Below are 21,664 nucleotides of genomic sequence, written 5' to 3'. Positions count from 1 at the left end.
GTACCTTTTCGCTGTTTTTCACCGTTCCGCGCCAAGAGGTGGCTACCCCCATGTCGAAAATCACCGCGACCCCTCCCTCGGCCCAGGCCGACCCCAGTCGCTGGAAAGCCCTGGTCTTCATCGCCCTCGCCCAACTGATGGTCGTGCTCGACGCGACGATCGTGAACATCGCCCTGCCCTCCGCCCAGCAGGACCTGGGCATCTCCGACGGCAACCGGCAGTGGGTCATCACGGCCTACGCCCTCGCCTTCGGCGGACTGCTCCTGTTCGGCGGCCGGATCGCCGACCTGTGGGGCCGCAAGCGCACCTTCGTCGTCGGCCTGATCGGCTTCGCCGCGGCCTCCGCCCTCGGTGGCGCCGCCACCGGCGAGGCCATGATGCTCGGCGCCCGCGCCCTGCAGGGCGCGTTCGGCGCGCTGCTCGCCCCGGCCGCCCTCTCGCTGCTCGCGGTGATGTTCACCGACGGCAAGGAGCGCGCCAAGGCCTTCGGCATCTACGGTGCGATCGCCGGCGGCGGCGGCGCCGTGGGCCTGATCCTCGGCGGCTTCCTCACCGAGTACCTGAACTGGCGCTGGACCTTCTTCGTCAACATCCCCTTCGCGATCGTCGCGGCGGTCGGCGCCTACTTCGTGATCCGTGAGCCGGCCGGCGGCCGCAACCGCTCGCCGCTCGACATCCCCGGTGTGGTCCTGTCCACCCTCGGTCTGGTCTCGCTGGTCTACGGCTTCACGCGCGCCGAGTCCGACGGCTGGTCCGACCCCATGACCATCGGCCTGTTCATCGCCTCCGCGGTGCTGCTCGCCGCCTTCGCCGTCGCCGAGTCCCGCATGAAGTCCCCGCTGCTGCCCCTGCGCGTCGTCACCGACCGCAACCGCGGCGGTGTCTACCTCTCGCTCGGCCTCGCCGTCATCGCGATGTTCGGCCTGTTCCTGTTCCTGACCTACTACCTGCAGGTCGTGAAGGGGTACTCGCCGGTCAAGACCGGCTTCGCCTTCCTGCCGATGATCGCGGGCATGATCACCGGATCCACCCAGATCGGCGCCCGCCTGATGACCCGGGTCCCCCCGCGCCTGCTGATGGGCCCCGGCTTCCTGACCGCCGCCGTCGGCATGCTGCTGCTGACCCAGCTGGAGATCGGCTCCTCGTACGCCGGGCTGATCCTGCCCGCGCAGCTCCTGCTCGGCCTCGGCATGGGCACGGCGTTCATGCCGGCCATGTCCCTGGCCACGCACGGGGTCGACCCGCGTGACGCAGGCGTCGCCTCCGCGATGGTCAACACCTCGCAGCAGGTCGGCGGTGCCATCGGTACGGCCCTGCTGAACACCATCGCCGCCTCGGCGACCACCGCGTACCTCGCCGACCACGCGGCCGGGGCCACCACCCCGGCGTCCCAGAAGCTGCTCCAGCTCCAGGGCATGGTCGAGGGCTACTCGGCCGCCATCTGGTGGGCGGTCGGCATCCTGGCCGTCTCCGCGACCCTGGCGCTGACCCTGATCAACACCGGCAGGCCCGGCACCGGCGTGGTGGCCGGTTCCGGCTCGGGCGAGGGCGCGGGCGCCCAGGACGAGTTGAAGGTCCCCGTCATCGCCCACTGACCCCCGGCCGCCCGGTGCGGTCCACCTCCACGGCGCCTCCTGCCCTGGCCCCGCCGAGCTCCCGGCTCAGCGAAGCCAGGGCAGGTCCGCGTTCGGGTCCGTCGGCTGCAGGCCCTCGGCGACGGTCCGCATGATCGCGCCGAGCTGCTCGACCTGCTCCGCCGTCAGCCGGTCGAAGAGCGCCTGCCGTACGGCGTCGACATGACCGGGCGCGGTGCGGCTCAGCACCGCGTACCCCTCGTCGGTCAGCGTGGCGAACTGGCCGCGCTTGTCGGAGGGGCACTCCTCGCGCGCCACCCAGCCGTTCTTCTCCAGGCGCGCGATGGCGTGGGAGAGGCGCGAGCGGGTGATCTTCACGTCCTTGGCCAGCTCCGTCATGCGCATCCGGCGCCGCGGGGCCTGGGACAGCTGCACGAGCAGCCCGTAGTAGATGTGCGGCATCCCGGCGTCGCGCTGCAGCTGGCGGTCGAGATGGTCCTCGAGGAGGGTGGTGGCGTGGAGGTAGGCGCGCCACACGCGCTGTTCCTCGTCGCTGAGCCAGCGGGGTTCGGTCATGGATCCATGGTACGACCAATCCTTGAAAGTTGAACTAGATCGGGTCTAAGGTGGTCCCGAGCGTCAAGCTTGAAACTTCAAGGAATATGTCGGGTTCCCGGCCCCCGGACCCCCGGCGACCCCCTACGCGCAGCCAAGGAGGCGGACACCATGGACGCCACGCTCGAGCGGAACCCCGCCCCCACCACCCGGATGCCCGCCCTCTACCTCTCGCACGGCGCCCCGCCGCTCGCCGACGACCCCGTCTGGCCCGGCGAGCTCGCCGCGTGGTCCGCCGGACTGCCCCGCCCGACGGCGATCCTCATGGTCTCGGCCCACTGGGAGGAGGCACCCCTCGCCCTCGGTGCCACCGAGACCGTGCCCCTCGTCTACGACTTCTGGGGCTTCCCCGAGCACTACTACCGGGTCCGTTACGAGGCCCCCGGCGCCCCCGCGCTCGCCGAGTCCGTCCGCAAGCTGCTGCGCGCCCCCGGCACGCCGGTGCAGGACATCCCCGACCGGGGCCTCGACCACGGCGCCTACGTCCCGCTCGTGGAGATGTTCCCCGGGGCGGACATCCCCGTCCTGCAGATCTCCATGCCCACCCTCGACCCGCGCCGCCTCATGGACATCGGGCGCAAGCTCGCCCCGCTGCGCGACGAGGGCGTCCTCATCGTCGGCAGCGGCTTCTTCACCCACAACCTGGCCGCCCTGCGGCACCCCGGCGGCGGCGTGCCCGCATGGTCCGCAGAGTTCGACGCCTGGGGCCACGAGGCGCTCGCCGCACGCGACGTCGACGCCCTGCTCGACTTCGAGCGCAAGTCGCCCGCGGGCCGGCTCGCCCACCCCCGCACCGAGCACTTCGCCCCGCTCTTCGTCACGATGGGCGCCGCGGACGCGGCCGGCGACCTGGACGAGGAGCGCAGCGTGATCGACGGCTTCTGGCTGGGCCTGGCGAAGCGCTCGGTCCAGTTCGGATGAGGCGCGGGCGGCCGGGGAGGGCCCCTCAGAGCTCCTTCTCGAACCAGGCCACGTCCCAGTAGCGGCCGAACTTCCGCCCCACCTCCCGGTAGACCCCGACGGGGCGGAAGCCGAAGCGGGCGTGCAGGCGCGCCGAGGCCTCGTTGGGCTGCGCGATGCCCGCGTACACCCGATGGACGTCCTCCCCGGCCAGCGCCGCGAACAGCTCCTCGTAGAGGAGCGTGCCGATGCCCCGCCCGCCGGCCGTGGGGGAGAGGTACACGCTCACCTCCACGGAGGTGGCGTACGCGGGCTTCGGCCGGAACGCGCTGCTCGTCGCGTAGCCGAGGATCTCGCCGGACCGCTCGTCCCTGGCAACCAGAAGGCGGTGCGGGCCGTCTTCTCGATGGGAGCGGAGCCAGGGACGTCGCTGCTCCGGAGTGAAGGGTTCCGTGTCGAATGTGATCGCGGTCTCACGGACGTAGTGGTTGTAGAGCTCGGTGAGCGCGCCGAGATCGGCCTCTTCTCCCGCTCTGACCTGCACATCCGTGGGTCGCATGGCGCATTCCCCCATGTCGGCGGCGGAGTTTCGGCGGCGCAGGATACTGCATGATCGCGAAAATCCCTGCGCCGGTGGGAATTCTGTCCTGATTCCAGTCGTTGTTTCCGTCGGATGCAGGGCACCCGAAAGGTGTCGCGACCTACTCAGCAAGGGAGCACGCATGGCAACCCGTGCCGTCGCCCGTCGTCAGTCGTCCGCCGCGAGCGGAGGCAGCCGGGCAAGCAGCGTTCGCGCCGTGGGCGGGGAGATCGCCGACCGCGACCTGGTCGGCATGTACCTCGACGAGATCGCGCGCACGCCCCTGCTCGACGCCGCCAGGGAGGTCGAGCTCTCCCAGACCATCGAGGCGGGCGTCTACGCCCAGCAGCTCCTCGACGGCACCGTGACCCCGGCCGCCGGCACGGCCGGATCCGGCGAGGCGGGCGGGGCGACCCGCGAGGAGCTCGAAGCGCTCGTCGCCGAGGGCGAGCGGGCCAAGGACCTCTTCATCAAGTCCAACCTGCGCCTGGTCGTCGCCGTGGCCCGCCGCTACCCGCGCAGCGGCCTCCCGCTGCTCGATCTGATCCAGGAGGGGAACGCGGGCCTGGTGCGCGCGGTCGAGAAGTTCGACTACGCCAAGGGCTTCAAGTTCTCCACGTACGCGACCTGGTGGATCCGTCAGGCCATCACCCGCTCCATTGCCGACCAGTCCCGCACCATCCGGCTCCCCGTCCACCTGGTGGAGGAGCTCGGCCGCATCCGCCGGGTGCAGCGCGAGTTCAACCGTGAGCACGGCCGTGAGCCGGAGCCCGCGGAGATCGCCACCGAGCTGGGCTCGACGCCCGAGCGGGTCACCGACGTCCTGGACTGGGCCCGCGACCCGGTCTCGCTCAACATGTCGGTGGACGACGAGGGCGAGACGCAGTTCGGCGACCTCCTGGAGGACACCTCGGCGATCTCCCCGGAGCAGTCGGTCCTCACCCTGCTGCGCAGCGAGGAGCTGGACGACCTCATCGACAAGCTCGACAACCGCACGGCGTCCATCATCCGCATGCGCTACGGCATCGAGGACGGCCGCGAGCGCACCCTCACGGAGGTCGGCAAGGAGCACGGCCTGACCCGCGAGCGCATCCGCCAGATCGAGAAGCACGCGCTCCTGGAACTGAAGAAGATGGCCCGCGACACGGGCTTCGACGCGGTCGCCTGAGCGTCCCCGGGCGACCGGGACCTCGCTCCGCCGCACGGCCGGGCGAGGTGCCCGGGCCGCCCCGGCGGCCCGCCGCCGGCCCGCGTGCCGTCCGGCCGGCCGCCGCTACCGGCGGCCCGCCGCCGCGCCGAGACGCGTCGCCAGGTCCCGCGTGTACTCCACGAGCGAGACCGGCCCGTGGATCGTGAAGGGTGCGTCGACCAGCGCCAGCCGGACCGCCAGCCACTCGGTGGAGTCGCTGGTGCGCACCCGCAGCCGGCAGCTCGTCGCCGTCACCGGCGCCGGCGCGAGATGCGCCGGCAGGCGCGCCGCGACGAACTCCGCCGGCGCCTCGAAGGCGACGTCGAGCTCGACCTCGGGCTGGGCCCGCGCCATCGACCGCGTCAGATACGCCGCCGCGTCCCCCGTCGGCAGCTCCCGCGGTGTGAACCGGACCGCGGTCGGGAAGGGCTCGCTGACCCGGTCCACCCGGAAGGTCCGCCAGTCCTCCCGCCCCATGTCGTACGCGACGAGATACCAGCGCCGCCCGGTCGACACCAGCCGGTAGGGCTCCACGAGCCGCTTCGTCTCGGTGCCGTCGCCCGCCCGGTAGCCGAACCGCAGCCGCTCCTGCCCCGTCACCGCGCCCGCGAGCGCCGTGAGCGTGGACGGCGCGACCGTCGCGCCGTCCCCCCGGGTCAGCGGGATCGTGGCGTTCTGGAGCGTGGAGACCCGGTGCCGCAGCCGGGACGGCAGCACCTGCTCCAGCTTGGCCAGGGCCCGTACGGACGCCTCCTCGACCCCCTCGATGGCGTGCCCCGCGCCCGCCCGGAGCCCGACCGCGATGGCCACCGCCTCCTCGTCGTCCAGGAGCAGCGGCGGCATGGCCGTCCCGGCCACCAGCCGGTAGCCGCCGACCGCGCCCTTCGTCGCCTCGACCGGGTAGCCCAGCTCCCGCAGCCGGTCGATGTCCCGCCGGATCGTGCGTGCCGAGACCGAGAGGCGTTCGGCCAGCTCGCTGCCGGGCCACTCGCGCGGGGTCTGGAGGAGCGACAGCAGATTCAGGAGTCGTGCCGGGGTGTCCGTCATGTCTTCCAGGATGGCGCCCATCTAGGACATGAGCTGACCTATATGACCTCTACTTTCCTCCTATGAGTTCACACGACGCCGTCACGGATGCGGCTCCCACGGATCGGCGGCGCTGGATCGCCCTCGCCATCGTCATGACCGCCGCCTTCATGGACCTGGTCGACGCCACGATCGTCAACATCGCGATCCCCAGCATCGAGCGGGACCTGGGTGCCACGTTCGGCGCGATCCAGTGGATCACCGCCGGTTACGCGCTCGCCTTCGCCGCAGGCCTCATCACCGGCGGCCGGCTCGGTGACATCTACGGCCGCAAGCGCCTCTTCCTCGTCGGCACCGCGGGCTTCACCGTCGCCTCCGCGCTCTGCGGAGTCGCCGCCAACCAGGAGATGCTCGTCGGCTCCCGCCTGCTCCAGGGCGCGGCGGCGGCGCTGATGGTGCCGCAGGTCCTGTCGATCGTGCACGTCACCTTCCCGGCGCACGAGCGGGGCAAGGTGTTCGGCATGTTCGGCGCGATCATCGGCCTGGGCGCGGTCTCCGGGCCGCTGCTGGGCGCGCTGCTCACCCAGTGGAACGTCGCGGGCCTGGAGTGGCGCCCGATCTTCCTCATCAACCTGCCGGTCGGCGTCGCCGCGCTCGTCCTCGGCCGTCGCTTCATCACCGAGTCCAAGGCGCCGCAGGCGCTCCGGCTCGACCTGGTCGGCGTGGCCCTGGTGACGGTCGGCCTGCTCATGCTGATCTACCCGCTGACCCGCGGCCGCGAGCTCGGCTGGCCGCTGTGGGGCCACCTGATGATGGCCGGCAGCCTCGTCGTCTTCGCCGCCCTCGTCGCGTACGAGAAGTACAAGACCCGGAAGGACGGCTCGCCGCTCATCGAGCTGTCGCTCTTCAAGGTCAAGTCCTTCGCGGCCGGCGTAGAGGTTACACCCTGACACCTTGCAGAGATGCCCAGTTCAGAGAACGACGAAGCCCCGCCCGGCAGGTGCCGAACGGGGCGTTTTGCTGTCTGCGAGGGCGCCTAGATCGGGGCGTCCATGTCCGCGCGGTCCGCGTTCCACGCTTCTTCATAGCGCTTCCGGTCCCGCTTAAGCCGGTCCTCGGGCTTGATGTCCTCGGTCACGTACTCCGCGTGCTTAAGCGCGATCAGCGCGGCTCGCTCCATCCCTGCGGCGGTCTGCTTCGCCGACTTCTGTCGGGCGGGGCTGCTGTTCCGCTGTGAGTTCAGGACCAGTCCCCACGCCTCGCACACGATGTGCGCGTACACCGTGCTCACTTCCTCAGCGAGCGTCTGCGCGAGGTACTGCCGCTCTTGTGATGCCGGGGCCATGTCCGCCCCTCCCTTCTGTGCGGTGTCCGATAGTGCCAGTGCGCGGGCTCTAGGCGCCCTGTTCAAGCTCTCCGGGCATCGGGCCAGGGGTCAGTTCCTCCGCGTGCTCCGGGCACGCCCAAAGGGTTGTTCCGGGGCCGCTGTTGCTCTGAATCCAGCGGACGGCAACCGGCTTGCTCGTGAGCGTGTGGCACTTGATGCACAGAGCGACGTGGGCGGGGGGCAGCGGGTTGGTGAGTCCTTCGCGGGTCACGCGGTCACCTCCGCAGCGGCGAGACCGGCGAGGGTTGAGAACTGGTCCCCGTCATAGCTGTACGGGTAGTCCACGCCGAGTGTGGCGAGGACAGCAGCCGTGCGACGCTCGCCGATCACCCCGAAGCTCGCCAATTCGTGGGATGCGAGGACGTAGGGGCGAATCAGCGGAGTGTCCTCACCAGTGAGGGGCAGAGACCGCAGCGTCACATGGTCGGGGGTCGGGGTGGGCCACGCTGCCGCTCGGGGTGTCGCCACGGTCGGCAGGGTCTTCGGCGCCTGATAGGCGGCGGAGTGGCGTCCGGGCCGGCGAGGGGTCAGACCGAGGGCGCTCCACAGGATGAGCAGCGCTCCGGCCGCAAGGCTGGTGAGGGCGATAAACTCGCGCATGTCGTTTCAGCTCCCAATAGCTGATCGGCGGAGCCCCGGCGGACCGGTCCTAAGCGGTCTTCCGGGGCGCTTTCGTTTGGTGCTCCGTAAGACGGTAGAGCAACTGGTCTAACTGGTCTACCTCCTCTAAGGGGTCCACTGGTCTAAGTCGCCCGAATCTCGCCCGTTGTCTACGCTTCGCCTCATGTCTGACCAGCCGAGGAATCCGCACGCGCCGTACATGACGGTTCTCGACGTGCTCACGGCCGAGATTCAGGCGGGCAAGTACAAGCCGGGCGACAAGATCCCGAGCGACCGCGAGTTGTCCGAGCGGTTCGGTGTGGCCCGGATGACCGCGCGCCGAGCGGTCGCGGAACTCCGGGAGCGTGCACTCGTCCACACCGAGTGGGGGCGGGGAACGTTTGTAGTCGGCTCCGCCGGCTCGGGCAGCGAGGGCGACGACCAGGTGGACGCGTAGACCGCTCGGGGTTCAGCGGTGCGGGAGGTCTACGGCTTCCCAGGAGTGCCCGCACCCGTGGTCCGTGGGCAAGGTGCACGCCTGTTGCTGGCCCGGCGGCAGGGTCTCGTCTGACTGCCCGCACGGCGTCAGTCTCACGAACTCAATGTTCCCGTCGTCGTCCCACTCGACCCAGAGTTCCGGTTCCGTACCGCAAGCGAACTTGTACTCGGCGTGCCGCTCTCCGTGGCCGCTGCCAAGTTCACAGCAGCCAACCGAGTCATAGGGTCGGGGGTAGTCCTCTTCCTTTGCCCCAGCGTCCCGCATGGCAGCCACCAGCTCGTCAGGGGGGAGCCGAAACGTGTCGTTGCAGAGGTACATGGTCGTTCCTTGCTTCCGAGATGAAGAAGCCCCGCCCATGCGCCACGGGGGGGAGCGCACGGACGGGGCGGTATGTAGGCGCGCGTCGCGTGGCTCTACGTGGCGAGCATCAGCGCCGTGCAGATCTCATCGGCCGTCGGCCGGTCTGACGGGTGATAGCTCAACATGGCGTCCGTGAGCCTGCCGAGTTCCCCAGCGATCACGACCGGACGATGCGGCTTGTCTACGATCGCCTGCCGCTGTTCCTCCCGCGACGCATCGTCGGCGTAGGCAACGTGACGCCACCCGGTGGCACTGATCAGCAGGGAGGCGCCCAACGCGTACACGTCGGATTCGCGGGTGGGCTCGGCGGTGCCGTGCGCGAGGACGCTCCGAGCAATCTCGGGCGCTTCGTAGTGGACGAGACAACCCTTGTAGGGGAAGTCCCACCGAGCCGGAACGTGCCCACCTCGGGCGAGGCCGAGATCAATCAAGGTGGCCCCGGCGCTGCCCATGATCAGGTGCGCCGGCTGCACGTCGCCATGGACCCATCCGGACCGGTGCAGGTTGGCGAGGGCCGTAGCACTGGCGAGGGCATCGAGTCGACTCGGAACGGCCTTGTTGCCGGGTGCGCGGTGCGGCGCCCACTTGTCGTACAGGCTCGGGCCCGAGTGCCACGGCTGCACGCTCCACGTGCCCTCGGCCCATTCGCCGTCATGAATGGGTCCGACCCCGAGGGCGCGCAGGATGTGTGCTTCGCGGCTCGGAGCGAGGGCGGTATGGGCGTGCGTGTGGCTCGGGTATCCGATCTTCACCGCGTACGTTCCGCCCTCGGCCACGACGTGCCAGACCGTCGACCCTCGCCGGTTGACCACGGGCCGGGCGCTCGTCGGCGTGATCACGTCCAGTACCCCACGAGGGAATTCTTTGGGCGGTGTGCTTGTCGTCATTCTCGACTCTCCCAACGGCACGGAGCCGACCACCGAGACGGCAGCCGGCCCCGTGCACTCTCACAGCCGGACCGTACTGACTACACGGCCCGGTAGTCGCGCCCGCAGTCGGAGTCACACTGCGCCGCGTTCTCACCGTTCACGGTCCACAGGTCGTCCAGGACCATGAAGCCCTTCGCCTTCATGGCGTGCGCGGTCGCCTGCACCTCCTCCAGGACCCGACCGCCACCGCCGGGGCGCGGGTTGTGCTCCAGGAACCGGCCCGCGTACTTGTGGCAGAACTCGCGGTAGTCGGCGGTGTGCAGGATGAACGCGTGCAGCGCGCCGTCCACGTCGTCGGACGGGACCATCTTCACCGTGGCCGTGCCGACCGTGGCGACGAACGCCAACGCCTGGTCGGTCGCGCGCTCCGCCTTCTCCGGGGTGTAGCCGAAGTGCATCGCGGTGAACTCGGCGATGCTGTCGAACAGTTCCGCGTCGACCAGGCTGCGGCCGGTGCGGAGATCGGAAGATACAGCGGTCATGCTCTCACTCCTCTTGGTGGTGGTGCGCATGGAACCTGCCCGCGCAACGGACAGGGTCTTGCCCGTTCCCTCAGCTCGGGACCTCCCCGCAGATAGGGGCCAAGCCGAGGAAACGGAGTCTGTGTGCGGGTTCCGTCCATGCCCGGGGAGGAACGTGGACGGAACCCGTGTGCAGTCCCCCACCGCCAGCGTTGGAGGGAGCCGGCGGCACCGCTGTAGAGACCCGAGGGCGCCCTATGGGGTGGCTCCGCGCGGGGGAGCTTCCACCGTCCGATCCGGTTCGGGCGGTTCTTGGCTCGCAGGACTGCACGCCCCGCCCGTGGGGACGGGGAGCGTTGGACTACGGCTTCAGGACGCGGACGCCGTCGGGGAGCGTGAAACCTACGGCAGCCGGAGCGGGGTCGAGGCTCAACTGAACCGGCGTAGCCGGGTGGAGCATCGACCGGGCCCGCAGGGGGCCCACCCAGTCCACCAGGACCCACATGTGGTGGAAGCCGTGGCGCGTCTGCACCTTGTCCACAACACGCACAGTTCCGTTGCCCGCGAGAACGCGGTGTCCGCTCCGTAAGGCCGTCGGAGACAATCGCTCGGTACGCATGAGTTCGCTTTCGGGTTGGGCCCGCTCTCCCCGCCCGGTCGGGACCACGGGAGGGGAGAGCGGAGTATCAGCGGAGCACGATAAGAAGGAAGCCGACCAGGAACGCAGCTCCGAACTGCGTGCACTTCCAGGCGAGTTGGCGCCCGGTCATCGCGTCGCGACCAGAGCGAGGGTGAGCACCAGAGCGGAGCCGGTGACCACGGCCGCCACGGCCACGAGCTTCACTCGGTGCCTCCTGTGCGGGTCACCAGCGCCACGTATTCCAGGGCTACCGTGAAAACGTCGTGCCCGGTGTCGGCGGTGTGCGACTCACACGCCACGGTGGCGCTCGCCGGCTCGGTCGTCGGCTGTGTTTCCCACGTGCATTCTCCGTCGAGACAGCGAGCCGTCATCGTCACTTCCGCACTGGGGTGCTTGTCCATGCGGTAGACCGGGGATGCGACTACCGCCGTGGTCACGGTCTCGGCTCCGCTCGGTGCTGCGGCGGGGCGTGCTCCGGGAGGGTGAGTTTCGGCGGTGAGTGCGGGTGGTTCCGGATCTCCACCACGTAGTCCGTGGCGCGGGAGCCGTCGCCTTCCGCGATGTAGTGACGGGACCACTGTGCGAGCAGCGCACACGCGGTGCAGTCCTCGGCAGGCTCGGCGCGAGGGGCGAACCCTCCGTCGGGAGAGAGCACGACCGGGGCCGGGTCCGGGGAAGTCTGTCTTCCGTCCGTCACAGTTCCACCGCCGGAACAGGGGTCGTCAGCGTACGGATTCGTGCGCACTCGTCCTCGGTCGGGCGACGCAGCTCGGCAGGTGTCGCCGTCCACTTCGTGCCCCCACCCGGGGGCGACAGGTGGACCACGTCACCGTCCCACGCGGTCACCCTTCCGAGCCGGGACGCCCCAGTGGCGGTGTCTGCCGCCATGAACGTTCCGAGATCGGGGACGGGCGCCGGCTGCGGGCTCGGGCTCGGGCGAGCGTTGTGTTCGGGCACGATCGCTCCTCTCCGTAGCGCTTCCACTACCAGGGGCCGTAAGCGTGGCCTACAGTCGGAGGCCGTTCAACGTGTCAAGAGAGGACGACAAGTTGGGGGCAGAGTGGTGAACCGGAAGGACTTAGACCCGGATGCCTCACCGCAAGCAGCTTTCGGAGCACGTCTCCGCAGCTTGCGAGAGGAACGGGGGCTATCGCAGGTCGAGTTGGGTATCCCGATGGGATATTCAGGGACGCATATTTCGGGCGTCGAAACTGGGCGCAAGTTCCCGACTTTGCGGCTCGCTCGGCGCGCGGATGCGGCACTCGGGACCGGCGACATGTTCGAACGCGAGTGGCGCGAGATGAACCAGGGCTCGCTACTGGAAGGCTTCCCCGAGTACGTAGAACACGAGGGGCAGGCCGTAGAGCTGCGGCTCTTTGACATTGGGATTGTTCCCGGTCTGCTCCAGACTCCGGAGTACGCTCGGTGTCTGGCCAACAGCAAGGCTCGGCGAGGTGCCATAACGTACGAGCAAGCGGACGAGCTGGTGGCCTTTCTGGCGGAGCGGCAAGCCACGCTCGCGCGCCCTCGGCCACCCATGATGTTGGTGGTCATGGACGAAAGTTGCATCCGGCGACAAGTGGGGGGCCCCGGGACAATGGGGGCGCAACTGGACCGCCTGTTGGAGTTCGCCGAACTCCCGAACACGGTGCTCCAGATTGCGCCGTTCGAGATAGGCGAACAACGGGCGCTCTACCTCCCTACGAACCTGTTGACGCTGCCAGACATGACCGTCGTGGCCTACGCCGAGTCGCAGATGCGGGGGTACCTAGAGCGGGACTCGGCGGCAGTGTTCCCCCTACTGACGGCCTACCATCAGTTGCAAGCCGAATCCCTCGCTCAGAGTGCGACGGTTGACATGATCCGTGAGGTACGAAAGGGCTACCCGTGACCGAAAACCCGCAGTGGTTCAAGTCCTCCTATAGCGACACCGGCGGCAACTGCGTTGAGGTCGCCCGAAACCTCGTGCCGACCCTCGGTGTCGTCCCCGTCCGTGACTCGAAGACCCTCGCCGGTCCCGTGCTGAACCTGCCCGCCCCCGCGTTCGCCGCGTTCATCGAGGGCGTCAAGGGCGGGCAGCTCGGCGCCTGAAACGCCAAAAGCCCCGCCCTGCCCCCGAGTTGGGAGTAGGGCGGGGCTTCGTCATGCTGCCGCGCGGGGCCGCACTGGCGGCATGAAGGGCAGACCCACGGGCGGGTCCTCGTCGGGCGTCCGGTCAGTGAGCCAGACCCCCCAACCTTCGTCGTTCCGGGATACGGGGATGCGGTGGACACTTACGCCGTAGCGCTTGGTCAGTCCAGCACGGACCAGCACTTGCGCCATGCGCATGGAGTGGTCGTAAGCGTCGGTCTTGGACTCGAAGCCGTCGACAAACGTACGGGTGGGGGCAGCAGAGGTGTTCACACCGCGCCCCCGTTCTTCGCAGCCCGCTCGTTGGCGCGCTGCAACGCTTCAACCCGAAGCCGATCGTCCCAGACGCACCACGGCTCGCCGGCGGGGACCCAACGGCCGGATTCCGAAGATCGCACCCACGTCCATTCGCCCACGGGGTTGCCCGTGGTGAGGCAGTGCGCGGTGATCCGCCACGTCACCTCGGAACTTGCTTCCATGAGCCCGGCGACTCGCGGCCCATGCAAGGCGAGCTGTGCCGCGAGGGCGCTTTCCGTGTAGACAGCCACCCGCAGCGGGGGCACACAGTGCGCCGGTACCCACTCCCAGAAGACCCCCCCGGGTCCCGCTTGGAAGATTTCTACGCGCAGCTCGGCCGTGGCGGCGCCGCCCTCGCCGGCGCGGTTCGTCGTAATCGTGACCCTTTCAGGCTGCATACCCCACCCCTCCGTTCGAACAGCCTTTCGGCTGAGCCATCGAGATTAGGTCACGATCACGACACGAGCAAGGGGATTCCGTGATGATGTGTGCAGGTCAGAGGCGTTTGCGGGGTGTGAGCGGCCGAAGCGGAGTGGCCGATTCTCAACCTCCTTTCGTCTGGCGGATGTTGAGTGCTTAACCGCTTCCGGATGACGCTTGTTCCCGCCACGAGAGCTACGCGACGTAATCGCGTGTTTGTCAGGTTCGGGCGCGACGGGGCGGAGTCGACAGCAGTTGTGCAGCCTCGCCGGCTCGGCGGGTGACCGTGGCGACGGTCCGCCCCTCGGCGTCTCGAACATGGATGTCCACCAGGGCGCCGCATCGGGTCACGGTCACGGTTCCGCCGTCGCGGGTCGGTAGCGTCACCATGCGCGTGCACCAGCTCGGTACAGCTCGGCAAAGCGAACCTTGCCCTTGCTGCGCGCTTGCTTCACCTGGTCCGTGGTCACACCCATGTCGGCAGACAGGTCAGCGTCCGGCCCGTCGCCGTAGTAACCGACCGGGGCTATGCCGTGGTCAGCCTTTAGGACGTGGCGCTGCCGCTCGGACAGCAGCCCCAACGTGCGGTGCACGCACTCGCGGATGACGCGGCGGCGGTGGTTCGCGATGTCGTTGGAGTCCACCAGGTCGGCGGGCACGCCCATTTCCTGAGCGATCACGTCCCCGAGAGTGAAGCTCTCGCCGTGCCGAGCACTGTTGACCGGCCTGTCCAGAGAGTCGAGACCGAGCCACGAGAGGCGAGCTGCGCGGGCAAGATCAGGGGTCAGCCTGTCGGTTCCGCGTTCCTCTGATGCTGCGATTTTCTCGGCTTCGTAGGGGTCACCGCCAGCAAGGCAGAGCGCGTGCTCAAACCGCTTGGCCGTGTAGGCACTGACCCCGGGGCGAGTGGCTTCGCGCCGTGCGTCAGCCATAGCCCGGGTAATCCGGCGGTCTATGTGTGCCATGAACTGTGCGGGGTCGTCGCCGGCGAACTCGCCGAGCGCTTCCCACACCGCTATTCGACCAACCTGCGCAAGGTCTTCCACCAAGTCCGAGTCTGTGTGTCCGGCCGTGGTGGCGAACCTGCGAGCTCGGGCCTTTACGAGGTCTTCGGTTTCCCGGATTACTGACGACACCGCGTCAAGGTCGTTGGACTTGGCGTCGGAAATCTGAGCATGAGTGAGCTGAGTCAAGGGGCACCGTTCCGAGTGGGATTTGATGGGTCCTGTAGGGACCGGGGGTGTCCCGGAACGGAGCGGAAAAGGGCATGGAAGCCCCTCGGCTCGAATGCAATGCGCCTTGCAAAAGGGCATGAGAATGCCCCGTCCCGGATTAGCAGGACGGGGCTTGCGCATTGCCTTGTCGCTGCGTGGCACCGAAATTAGGTCGGCATCACGGAGCGGACAACGCCATAGATTCGTGCGTTATCTTCGCTTAAGCGGACAAAGGTTCTGGATTGGGCGTGTGACCGTTATCTGACGTGTCGTCATTGCTTGATTCGTGACCAAACGGAGGGCAACCCTCCCGCTTGATCACATGTCCGCGCGGACGCGGAATCGCAGGTTCTCGCAGGTCAGAGCGTCAGATCAGTAGTCCGCGCCGTACAGGGAGCCCCACGAGCGACCACCGATCTCGGGGTCAGCCGTGATGGGTACGCCGTACAGGTCCATGGACATGCAGCGCTGAAACTCCCTCGCGATGTCCTCGGCGTCACGCTTCGGCACGGACGCCAAAACCTCATCGTGAATAGGCAAGCGACAATATTCGAGCAGCCCGGCACCCTGAATGTTGAGTAGTGCTTGCCCGAGCAGATCGCGTGCCGCACTCTGGCAGGCGTAATTCACGACGCTGTAAGTCCTGTCCCGGTCCAAAGGCAGCCGGCGACCGGTCGCGGAAATGAAGACCATGCCGTTTTGGAAAGCCTGCCGCTGCCACCGTGAAGAAGCCCGTTTGATCTCCGGAAAGGCTCGGTCGTACGCGGTAACGGCCTGCGCAATCTCGGATTCCTCGGCACCGGTCTGCCGGGCGATCGTTTTTACGCCGCCCCCGTAAACCTTTCCGAATCCGGCCCCCTTGAAAATCTTGCGGTGTCGGGGGGTCGCGCTCTCGCCCTTGATGAGTCGCGCTGTGTAGGCGTGGATATCGAAATCGTCGCCACCGTTGACGAAACCGTCTTTCATGCGGCGGACGTTGGCGAGAGCGGCGAGGACCCGCATTTCCACCGCCTGAAAGTCGGTCGACACCATGACGTGTCCGGGCTCGGCGAGGATCGCGCGGCGGATGACGTGATCCGAACTCGGGAGCTGGTGCAGACCGTCCGTAACGCTCATGCGGCCCGTGCGTGCGGCGAGAGGGGAAATCGTGCTGTGAATGCGTCCGTGCGCGTCCAGCTTGGTCATAAAGCGTTCGGCATAGCTGACGCCCCACTTTGACGCTCGCTTCGCTCTCAGCACCGCATCGGCGAGCGCGTTCGGCTGTCGGGCCCCGATGCGCTGCCAGTCCCGGTCAAGGTCGGCGAGGGGCAGCAGGACGGCTTTATCCACCTTGAGCGCGCCCGAGTCGGTCCGCTCGGTCAAGGTCTCGCCCATGCCCAAGAGGGCTTCCGCCACCTGCGCAGGACTGCCAACCGAAGCGACCCCGTACCGAGCTGCCACGGCCGCGTAGGTGTCGGCTTCCTCGGCGAGCCGGCGAGCGAGCGGGCCCGCGTAGTCCTGGTCCACCAGCAACCCCGTGCGCTGCATGACCGCGCAGATACGCGCTAGCTCGTGCTCGTACACAACGAGCTGGTCCCGCACGCCGAGCCGTGCGAGTTCCCGCCGCAGCACCGGAGCGAGCCGGGCCGTGAGAATCACGTCAAGTCCCGCGTACAGGAGGTAAGTCGGATGCGTGAGCGGGATACCGGCCCACCCGGTCGCCTTAGTCAGACCAAGGGAATTGAAAACCTTTGTGAGCCCGCCTTGAGTGTCCGGGGCTGCGGGGTCGACCCACTTCGCCGAAAGGGGCTTGAGTGCGGTCCCGGCCCCGCCCTCGGAGGGCTGCCGAGGATCGATAAGAGCCGCGAGGATGCGAGTATCCGTGGTGTGGGGCGCAAGATCTTCCAACGGGATACCGGCGCACTGGCCGAGGACGAGCCAGTCATAGGCAGCGTTGTGAATCAGGATGTCCCGGCATCGGTGTAGCGCTTCACGGGCGTACTGCGCGTGATAGCCGCCTCGCTCGTAAAGGAGCACCCACGCGTCGCGCTCGTCTCCGAACTGGACCGTGCGCAGACGAAAGGAAGGACTGAAAATCTCAAGTCCCGTGGTCTCGGTGTCGACGGCGATTGGACCACGGGCGCGGGCCCGATATAGCCACTTCCAGAACTCCCCGAGGTCTTCTGTCGTCTCGGGAACGTGCACAGTTACCGGCTCGCCGGCTATCTCGTGCCGTAGCTCAATCATGCTTCCCCCTTGAAACAAAAAAGGGGCCGCCCACCTGGTCAAGGTGAACGACCCCGCGTATGTGGTGTCAGCTTCCGAAGATCCCCGGGCCGGTCTGTTCGGGGCTCTCGTCGGCGAGACGCAGACCACCGAGGGAGATACCCCGGTTGGTTCTCTTTTTGATCGCCCCGCGTTCCTCCATGGCGGAGTAGAAAGCCTGACGCGTCCAACGCTCCCGACCGGGGAGGTTTTCGGCCTCGCACCAGTCCAGATAGCTGTTGAAAGCGTCGTTTCCGCTCATGGTCACCGAGTCGTCGGCCCATTCCAGAACGCCCGGAAGGAAGCCGGCGAGCGGGTCCGAGGTCTCGCGGTACTCCTGACTCGCCCCCGTGATGACCTGCGGGTCTCGCAGTCCCTCGCGGTACCAGGACACGGCCCCGCGCACCGCCCATGCGGCGATTCCCTCGGACTCGGCGAGTAGCTTCCTATCTAGCGCGGAGTCTCGCTCCTCGGGAGCAAACCACCTGGTGAAAGGGAGCAACTTGACGCGTCGCCAAAGTCCCTCGTCCTGACTCTTAAACTTGGGCTTGTGGTTCGTCGCTAGCAGCAGCAGGAAAGACGGTCGGAACTCGAAGAATTCCTGTCGCAAGAACCTTGCCGAGATCATGTCCTTACCGGTTACCCGCTTGAGAATTGACTCGGACATGGGTTTTCCGGACTCGCCCTCGGACGCCATGACCAACCTTGCGCCCCGGAGTGCGGCGATGTCGTTCGGAATGCCGCCGCTCTTGCGTTCCTCGAACGTGGAGAAAGGCGTAGTGCGCGAGATTGCGCGGAACACGGATGTGAGGGTGTCCACGAGCACGCTCTTTCCGTTGGCGCCCTTGCCCCACAGAACCGCGAATGCCTGTTCCGTGGTGTGGCCCGTGATGCCGTATCCGACCATGCGCTGAATGTACGCAGGCATGTCCGGCATACCGGGGAAGATTTCCTGTAGGAATGCCTCCCAGCGGGGGCACTGTGCGTCGGGGTCGTAATCGATGTCGAGTGCGTACGTGAGTAGGTCGGCCTGGTCGTGGGGACGCAGCCGGCCCGTGCGCAGATCAACGGTCCCATTACGGAAGTTCAACAGGTCGGGGCGGTCGTCAAAGTCGGTCGCCGCAATCGACACGTTGGGCACCGAACACAACTCGGTCAGCAGCGCGTCAATGCGACTGGTCATGGTGAAGCCCCGCGCCAACTGGTTCTGACCAGCGAGCACCAGGGCGGCCCCCATGCGGTGGATTTCCTGGCGGACCCGCATGTCTGAACGGACCCACACTCGGCCGTCCCACGTGTAAAAGCCGAGCCCGGACGCGTATCGGATACGGCCCCCGGACCATGCGACCAGCGCGTGCGCGTTCATCGCGTCGGATTCGCCGTACGTGCTGACGAGCTTGGACAGGATGTCGGCAGCTTCGGCGCCCTGGTCGCGCGACACGGTGTCGGCACCGGTCCGACTGGTCAGCTCGGCGGTACGCGCCGCCGCTTCCCGCTCGGCGGTGTCCCTCGCGGGACGGGCCGCCTTGACTGCGCGGTGTAGCTCGGCCGCGAAACCGGCGGGGTCGCGTGCACGCCAGTCGGTCAGATCGTCGCCCTGGTGGGGGATGTCGAGCACGTACGCGGCGACCCCGTGGGCGGTCAGGCCCTCGGCGAGCCGCTGCGAGAATCCCGAGCCCGCACGGTCGGCGTCGCCGCAGATGATGACGAGCTGTCCGCGCAGCCCCTCGGCAAGCTCGGCGACCAGCTCGGGCGAGCCGGCGAGGGACGCCCCACGGATCACCACCGCGTCATAGCCGACGGCAACCGCCGTGAGACCGTCTCCCGGGCCCTCGGTCACCAGGACCGTGCCGTATCCGCCCTGACCGCGCATGACCCCGTACGGGGACCACCGGTGACCCCGAGGGTTCATGAGAGACAGCCACCGTCCCGGACAGTCGCCGGTCAGATCCCGCCCCTGTAGCCCCCGTGTGGCTCCGTCGAATCCCCGGAGAGGAACGGTCAGCCTCGCGTAAGCGCGGTACGCGCGGGACAGGTGGGGGAAGCCCTCGCCCTGGTGCCCGTCGTCGACACCGACCCCGAGGTCAACGGCGGTGTCCAGGTCGAGCCCGAACCGGTCCCCGAGGTACTTCCGGGCCCGCTCGGGCCACTCGCCGGCGTAGTCACCAGCGAGAGCGAGCGAGCACCGGTCCGCGTACGCAGCGAGGGCGGCAGTGTGGGCCACGGACACCAGCTCGGGGCGTCCAGCAGCCACCACGGCCCCGGGGCCGGTCGCGTCGAATAGATCGGACCAGCCGAGCCGCACCGCGCCGATCACGTCGCCCGTGTCGCAGCCGGCCCGACACGTCAGCCTGACCTTTCCGTCCTCGCCCCGCCAGATACGCAGTGAGGGCCGCGAGTCCTGGTGTGCGGGGCACAGCGCGGAGTACCCGCCGTCCGCCTCACTGGACACCGACTCGAACCGGGCGAGCAGATCAGCGAACAGCACGCGCGCTCACCCCCAAGGGGACGATGCGGCGGTAGTCGCCGACCACGTGAGCAAAGTCCCGCAGCGTGGTCGTCAGATACCAGCGGGACGTGTCGAGCCCGCGCAGCGAGACCGACCAGCCGTAGAGAGCCGCGAACTCGTCCGTGGGCATCCCGAGGTCGAGGCGGATGCGGGTCCACGTCCGCACGGATACATGTACGCGCCCCATGGCGACTGCGGACCCGCGTACCTTGCGCACGACCACGCCAAACGGAAATCCCGCGTGCTCCGCTTCGGTCTCTGCCTGCCGAATCCACGTAGGTACAGCGGGAGTTGCGGTGTTCTTCGCTTCCAGCACGAACGGGGCCGCGTGGATATCGCCCACGTCCTTTGAGCCTTCTTGCGCGGCTCGGCGGACGTTCGCGCCGTCCATCGGGTCAAGGAACTTCCCGCGCTCGTCCACCAGGCCGAGAGAGCTATTCAGATAGTCACGGATCGCGCTTTCCCACTGCGTGCCCTTGACCTTGTTCGGGTTAGCCAAGGTCGGCCCCCTGACGGATCACGCAACCCCGCCCCATGGCGTGTGCCGCTGCGGCGAGATAGCGCAGCCAATCCGGACGCGTCTTCCAACCGTCGTAAAGGTGCAGCTCGTCACCAGCTGACAGTTCGCGCACGTCCCCGATGGGTGGCGCGTAGTCGGCAGATATTTCGTAGATCATTCGTCCCCCACACAGCAGAGGGCCGGACAACCCGTTTCGGTCGCCCGGCCCTCTGCCTGGTCGTCGCTCTTAGTGCCGCTCGCCGGCTGCGCTCGGAATGATGAGCCGCACGTGTTCGGCGCTGATCCATTCCTTTCGGAGGGACCTGCGCTTGGTGAATCCGGACTCAATTCCGGTGGGCTGCACGCGGAGCATTGCGCGGAGTCGCCCGTCGACAAGTCGCGTGGTGACCTTGTCCACGATGGCGTCGACCATCCGGACTCGGTTTCCCTGCCGAGCGGCATACGCCACCAGGTCATTGCGGTAAAGCTCTTCACCGCTGTAGTCGGTGACTACGCCTCGCTTACCCATGCTCGTCCCCCTTGTGATTCAGTAGATGCAAGTACGCTGCGAAAGCCTGTTGCGATACCACGCCGTTGCCAGCAGCCTTTAGCTGCCGAGCCCTATTCAGTCCAGGGATGTGGGTGATCCAGCCCCTTGGCAGTCCCATTAGCCATTCCGCGAATACGGCGGCGAGGCGGCGTCCCCCGCGAGGACCGAATTCCACCGGGATAGGCGCGGGCGTTCCCATGAGAACTTCCCACCGGTGTACGGCCGGCGCGTAGTCCGCCCACCACTCGCGTGGACTGTGAAAAGCGCCCGGAGTCTCTTCGGCAACCTCGGGGTCTACGGGCAGCAGATAGGAAACCTCGTCATCGAGGGTCGGCCCATGCCCGCCTGCGCGGCGCTTGTCAGGATGCTGCGGAGCCCCATTCGCTCCCAGATTCGCGGTAGGGGTTTTGAAGAGTTTGTGCGCGCGTTCCTTGTCGAATAGGCGCGCCACGGCGGTAACGAGATCCTGCCCGCCGCTTCCGTCGCGTTCATCCCTCGCGAAATCAGGCCCCTTCGTGGCGTCGGATGCCAGAGGAGTGGGCAGCAGGGGAAGCGATGAGAAACCATCTATCGCGGTGGTGGGCGGCTCCAACTGCGGACGCCCGATGGCAACACCATCTTGCGTCATACCGTGCCTCGGCCAGTCCCGCGAGTACGTGCGCGAGGCCCCGGTTTCGGATGGCGGATACGTTCTCCAGGAAAACGATCCGTGGTCGAAGAACGCGAATGGCCCCGAGTACGCTTTCCCAGATACCCGACCTCTCACCGTGAATCCCCGCCCGCTTCCCTGCGTTGCTGATGTCTTGGCAGGGGAAACCTGCCGTAATGATGTCCACCTCACCCGCAATGGTGGACCAGTCGTATTTGGTAATGTCTCCGAGATTCGGCGCGTGCGGATACCTGTTGGCGAGGATCAGAGACGCATACGGATCGACTTCCGCCACGTATCTGATTCTCTCTCCGGTCAGTGCCTCTACGGCCCGACCGATTCCCCCGTATCCGGCGCACAACTCCAGAATTGGAATGTGATTACCCCCGTGA

General features: G+C 67.7%; 23 protein-coding genes and 1 pseudogene. 8 read left to right on the top strand and 16 right to left on the bottom strand.

Annotation, left to right across the window (positions count from 1 at the left end; translation table 11 throughout):
* Nucleotides 1-50: 50 nt before the first annotated feature.
* Nucleotides 51-1,595, top strand: a complete 1,545-nt coding sequence (locus ACGF1Z_RS29880; RefSeq protein ID WP_393009131.1) for an MFS transporter — start codon at nucleotides 51-53, stop codon at nucleotides 1,593-1,595.
* A 66-nt stretch (nucleotides 1,596-1,661) separates the two neighbouring features.
* Here the strand turns inward: ACGF1Z_RS29880 and ACGF1Z_RS29875 are convergent, their stop codons facing one another.
* Complete coding sequence (locus tag ACGF1Z_RS29875) at nucleotides 1,662-2,150, bottom strand: MarR family winged helix-turn-helix transcriptional regulator (RefSeq protein WP_393009130.1); 489 nt, start codon at nucleotides 2,148-2,150, stop codon at nucleotides 1,662-1,664.
* 150 nt (nucleotides 2,151-2,300) lie between these two features.
* Between ACGF1Z_RS29875 and ACGF1Z_RS29870 the strand changes: the two genes are divergently transcribed.
* Nucleotides 2,301-3,110, top strand: coding sequence for a dioxygenase (locus tag ACGF1Z_RS29870; protein ID WP_393009129.1), 810 nt, complete (start codon nucleotides 2,301-2,303; stop codon nucleotides 3,108-3,110).
* 25 nt (nucleotides 3,111-3,135) lie between these two features.
* Here the strand turns inward: ACGF1Z_RS29870 and ACGF1Z_RS29865 are convergent, their stop codons facing one another.
* The gene (locus ACGF1Z_RS29865; protein ID WP_393009128.1) at nucleotides 3,136-3,648 is read right to left on the bottom strand and encodes a GNAT family N-acetyltransferase; all 513 of its coding nucleotides are present in this window, start codon (nucleotides 3,646-3,648) and stop codon (nucleotides 3,136-3,138) included.
* Nucleotides 3,649-3,811: 163 nt separating this feature from the next.
* On the opposite strand from ACGF1Z_RS29865, the gene ACGF1Z_RS29860 reads away from it, so the two are divergent.
* Nucleotides 3,812-4,837, top strand: a complete 1,026-nt coding sequence (locus ACGF1Z_RS29860) for an RNA polymerase sigma factor RpoD/SigA (protein WP_393009127.1) — start codon at nucleotides 3,812-3,814, stop codon at nucleotides 4,835-4,837.
* Nucleotides 4,838-4,942: 105 nt separating this feature from the next.
* Here the strand turns inward: ACGF1Z_RS29860 and ACGF1Z_RS29855 are convergent, their stop codons facing one another.
* Complete coding sequence (locus ACGF1Z_RS29855) at nucleotides 4,943-5,905, bottom strand: helix-turn-helix transcriptional regulator (protein WP_393009126.1); 963 nt, start codon at nucleotides 5,903-5,905, stop codon at nucleotides 4,943-4,945.
* Between the two features lie 62 nt (nucleotides 5,906-5,967).
* On the opposite strand from ACGF1Z_RS29855, the pseudogene ACGF1Z_RS29850 reads away from it, so the two are divergent.
* Nucleotides 5,968-6,825, top strand: a pseudogene (locus ACGF1Z_RS29850) (MFS transporter); the annotation flags it as partial.
* A gap of 95 nt (nucleotides 6,826-6,920) precedes the next feature.
* Here the strand turns inward: ACGF1Z_RS29850 and ACGF1Z_RS29845 are convergent.
* Together ACGF1Z_RS29845 and ACGF1Z_RS29840 are read right to left on the bottom strand one after the other, a co-directional pair.
* On the bottom strand, nucleotides 6,921-7,229 hold the full coding sequence (locus ACGF1Z_RS29845) for a hypothetical protein (protein WP_393009125.1): 309 nt from the start codon (nucleotides 7,227-7,229) through the stop codon (nucleotides 6,921-6,923).
* Between the two features lie 249 nt (nucleotides 7,230-7,478).
* Nucleotides 7,479-7,871, bottom strand: a complete 393-nt coding sequence (locus tag ACGF1Z_RS29840) for a hypothetical protein (RefSeq protein ID WP_393009124.1) — start codon at nucleotides 7,869-7,871, stop codon at nucleotides 7,479-7,481.
* 184 nt (nucleotides 7,872-8,055) lie between these two features.
* Here ACGF1Z_RS29840 and ACGF1Z_RS29835 point away from each other — a divergent pair, with 184 nt between their 5' ends.
* Complete coding sequence (locus ACGF1Z_RS29835) at nucleotides 8,056-8,328, top strand: GntR family transcriptional regulator (protein WP_393009123.1); 273 nt, start codon at nucleotides 8,056-8,058, stop codon at nucleotides 8,326-8,328.
* A gap of 12 nt (nucleotides 8,329-8,340) precedes the next feature.
* On the opposite strand, the gene ACGF1Z_RS29830 is transcribed toward ACGF1Z_RS29835, so the two are convergent.
* From ACGF1Z_RS29830 to ACGF1Z_RS29810, 5 genes are all read right to left on the bottom strand, one after another.
* A complete protein-coding gene (locus ACGF1Z_RS29830; RefSeq protein ID WP_393009122.1) occupies nucleotides 8,341-8,688 on the bottom strand; it encodes a hypothetical protein in 348 nt (115 codons plus the stop codon).
* A gap of 95 nt (nucleotides 8,689-8,783) precedes the next feature.
* Complete coding sequence (locus ACGF1Z_RS29825; protein WP_393009121.1) at nucleotides 8,784-9,569, bottom strand: protein kinase; 786 nt, start codon at nucleotides 9,567-9,569, stop codon at nucleotides 8,784-8,786.
* A gap of 128 nt (nucleotides 9,570-9,697) precedes the next feature.
* Nucleotides 9,698-10,141: a hypothetical protein gene (locus ACGF1Z_RS29820; protein WP_393009120.1), complete on the bottom strand. Its 444-nt coding sequence runs from the start codon at nucleotides 10,139-10,141 to the stop codon at nucleotides 9,698-9,700.
* 340 nt (nucleotides 10,142-10,481) lie between these two features.
* On the bottom strand, nucleotides 10,482-10,661 hold the full coding sequence (locus ACGF1Z_RS29815; protein ID WP_393009119.1) for a hypothetical protein: 180 nt from the start codon (nucleotides 10,659-10,661) through the stop codon (nucleotides 10,482-10,484).
* A gap of 299 nt (nucleotides 10,662-10,960) precedes the next feature.
* Nucleotides 10,961-11,161: a hypothetical protein gene (locus tag ACGF1Z_RS29810; protein WP_393009118.1), complete on the bottom strand. Its 201-nt coding sequence runs from the start codon at nucleotides 11,159-11,161 to the stop codon at nucleotides 10,961-10,963.
* 659 nt (nucleotides 11,162-11,820) lie between these two features.
* On the opposite strand from ACGF1Z_RS29810, the gene ACGF1Z_RS29805 reads away from it, so the two are divergent.
* Nucleotides 11,821-12,651: a helix-turn-helix domain-containing protein gene (locus ACGF1Z_RS29805; protein WP_393009117.1), complete on the top strand. Its 831-nt coding sequence runs from the start codon at nucleotides 11,821-11,823 to the stop codon at nucleotides 12,649-12,651.
* Nucleotides 12,648-12,851, top strand: a complete 204-nt coding sequence (locus tag ACGF1Z_RS29800; protein ID WP_393009116.1) for a DUF397 domain-containing protein — start codon at nucleotides 12,648-12,650, stop codon at nucleotides 12,849-12,851. The genes ACGF1Z_RS29805 and ACGF1Z_RS29800 overlap by 4 nt, the downstream gene beginning before the upstream one ends.
* Before the next feature lie 1,139 nt (nucleotides 12,852-13,990).
* Here the strand turns inward: ACGF1Z_RS29800 and ACGF1Z_RS29795 are convergent.
* The 3 genes from ACGF1Z_RS29795 to ACGF1Z_RS29785 all read right to left on the bottom strand — a co-directional run bounded on the left by ACGF1Z_RS29795 (nucleotide 13,991) and on the right by ACGF1Z_RS29785 (nucleotide 18,938).
* Complete coding sequence (locus tag ACGF1Z_RS29795; RefSeq protein WP_393009115.1) at nucleotides 13,991-14,800, bottom strand: sigma factor; 810 nt, start codon at nucleotides 14,798-14,800, stop codon at nucleotides 13,991-13,993.
* 393 nt (nucleotides 14,801-15,193) lie between these two features.
* Entirely contained in the window at nucleotides 15,194-17,047 is a 1,854-nt protein-coding gene (locus ACGF1Z_RS29790) for a DNA polymerase (RefSeq protein WP_393009114.1), read from the bottom strand.
* Between the two features lie 67 nt (nucleotides 17,048-17,114).
* Nucleotides 17,115-18,938, bottom strand: a complete 1,824-nt coding sequence (locus ACGF1Z_RS29785; protein WP_393009113.1) for a phage/plasmid primase, P4 family — start codon at nucleotides 18,936-18,938, stop codon at nucleotides 17,115-17,117.
* Between the two features lie 162 nt (nucleotides 18,939-19,100).
* Between ACGF1Z_RS29785 and ACGF1Z_RS29780 the strand changes: the two genes are divergently transcribed.
* Complete coding sequence (locus ACGF1Z_RS29780; protein WP_393009112.1) at nucleotides 19,101-19,349, top strand: hypothetical protein; 249 nt, start codon at nucleotides 19,101-19,103, stop codon at nucleotides 19,347-19,349.
* A 190-nt stretch (nucleotides 19,350-19,539) separates the two neighbouring features.
* On the opposite strand, the gene ACGF1Z_RS29775 is transcribed toward ACGF1Z_RS29780, so the two are convergent.
* The 3 genes from ACGF1Z_RS29775 to ACGF1Z_RS29765 form a co-directional block, all read right to left on the bottom strand.
* Complete coding sequence (locus ACGF1Z_RS29775) at nucleotides 19,540-20,073, bottom strand: hypothetical protein (RefSeq protein ID WP_393009111.1); 534 nt, start codon at nucleotides 20,071-20,073, stop codon at nucleotides 19,540-19,542.
* 247 nt (nucleotides 20,074-20,320) lie between these two features.
* Complete coding sequence (locus ACGF1Z_RS29770; RefSeq protein ID WP_393009110.1) at nucleotides 20,321-20,602, bottom strand: hypothetical protein; 282 nt, start codon at nucleotides 20,600-20,602, stop codon at nucleotides 20,321-20,323.
* Between the two features lie 524 nt (nucleotides 20,603-21,126).
* Nucleotides 21,127-21,633, bottom strand: a complete 507-nt coding sequence (locus ACGF1Z_RS29765; RefSeq protein WP_393009109.1) for a DNA cytosine methyltransferase — start codon at nucleotides 21,631-21,633, stop codon at nucleotides 21,127-21,129.
* Nucleotides 21,634-21,664 lie beyond the last annotated feature (31 nt).

Source organism: Streptomyces sp. NPDC048018, from assembly GCF_043202995.1.
Taxonomy (GTDB): Bacteria; Actinomycetota; Actinomycetes; order Streptomycetales; family Streptomycetaceae; genus Streptomyces.
Note: the sequence above shows the minus strand (reverse complement) of the source record. Positions and strands in the feature narration are given on the sequence as shown.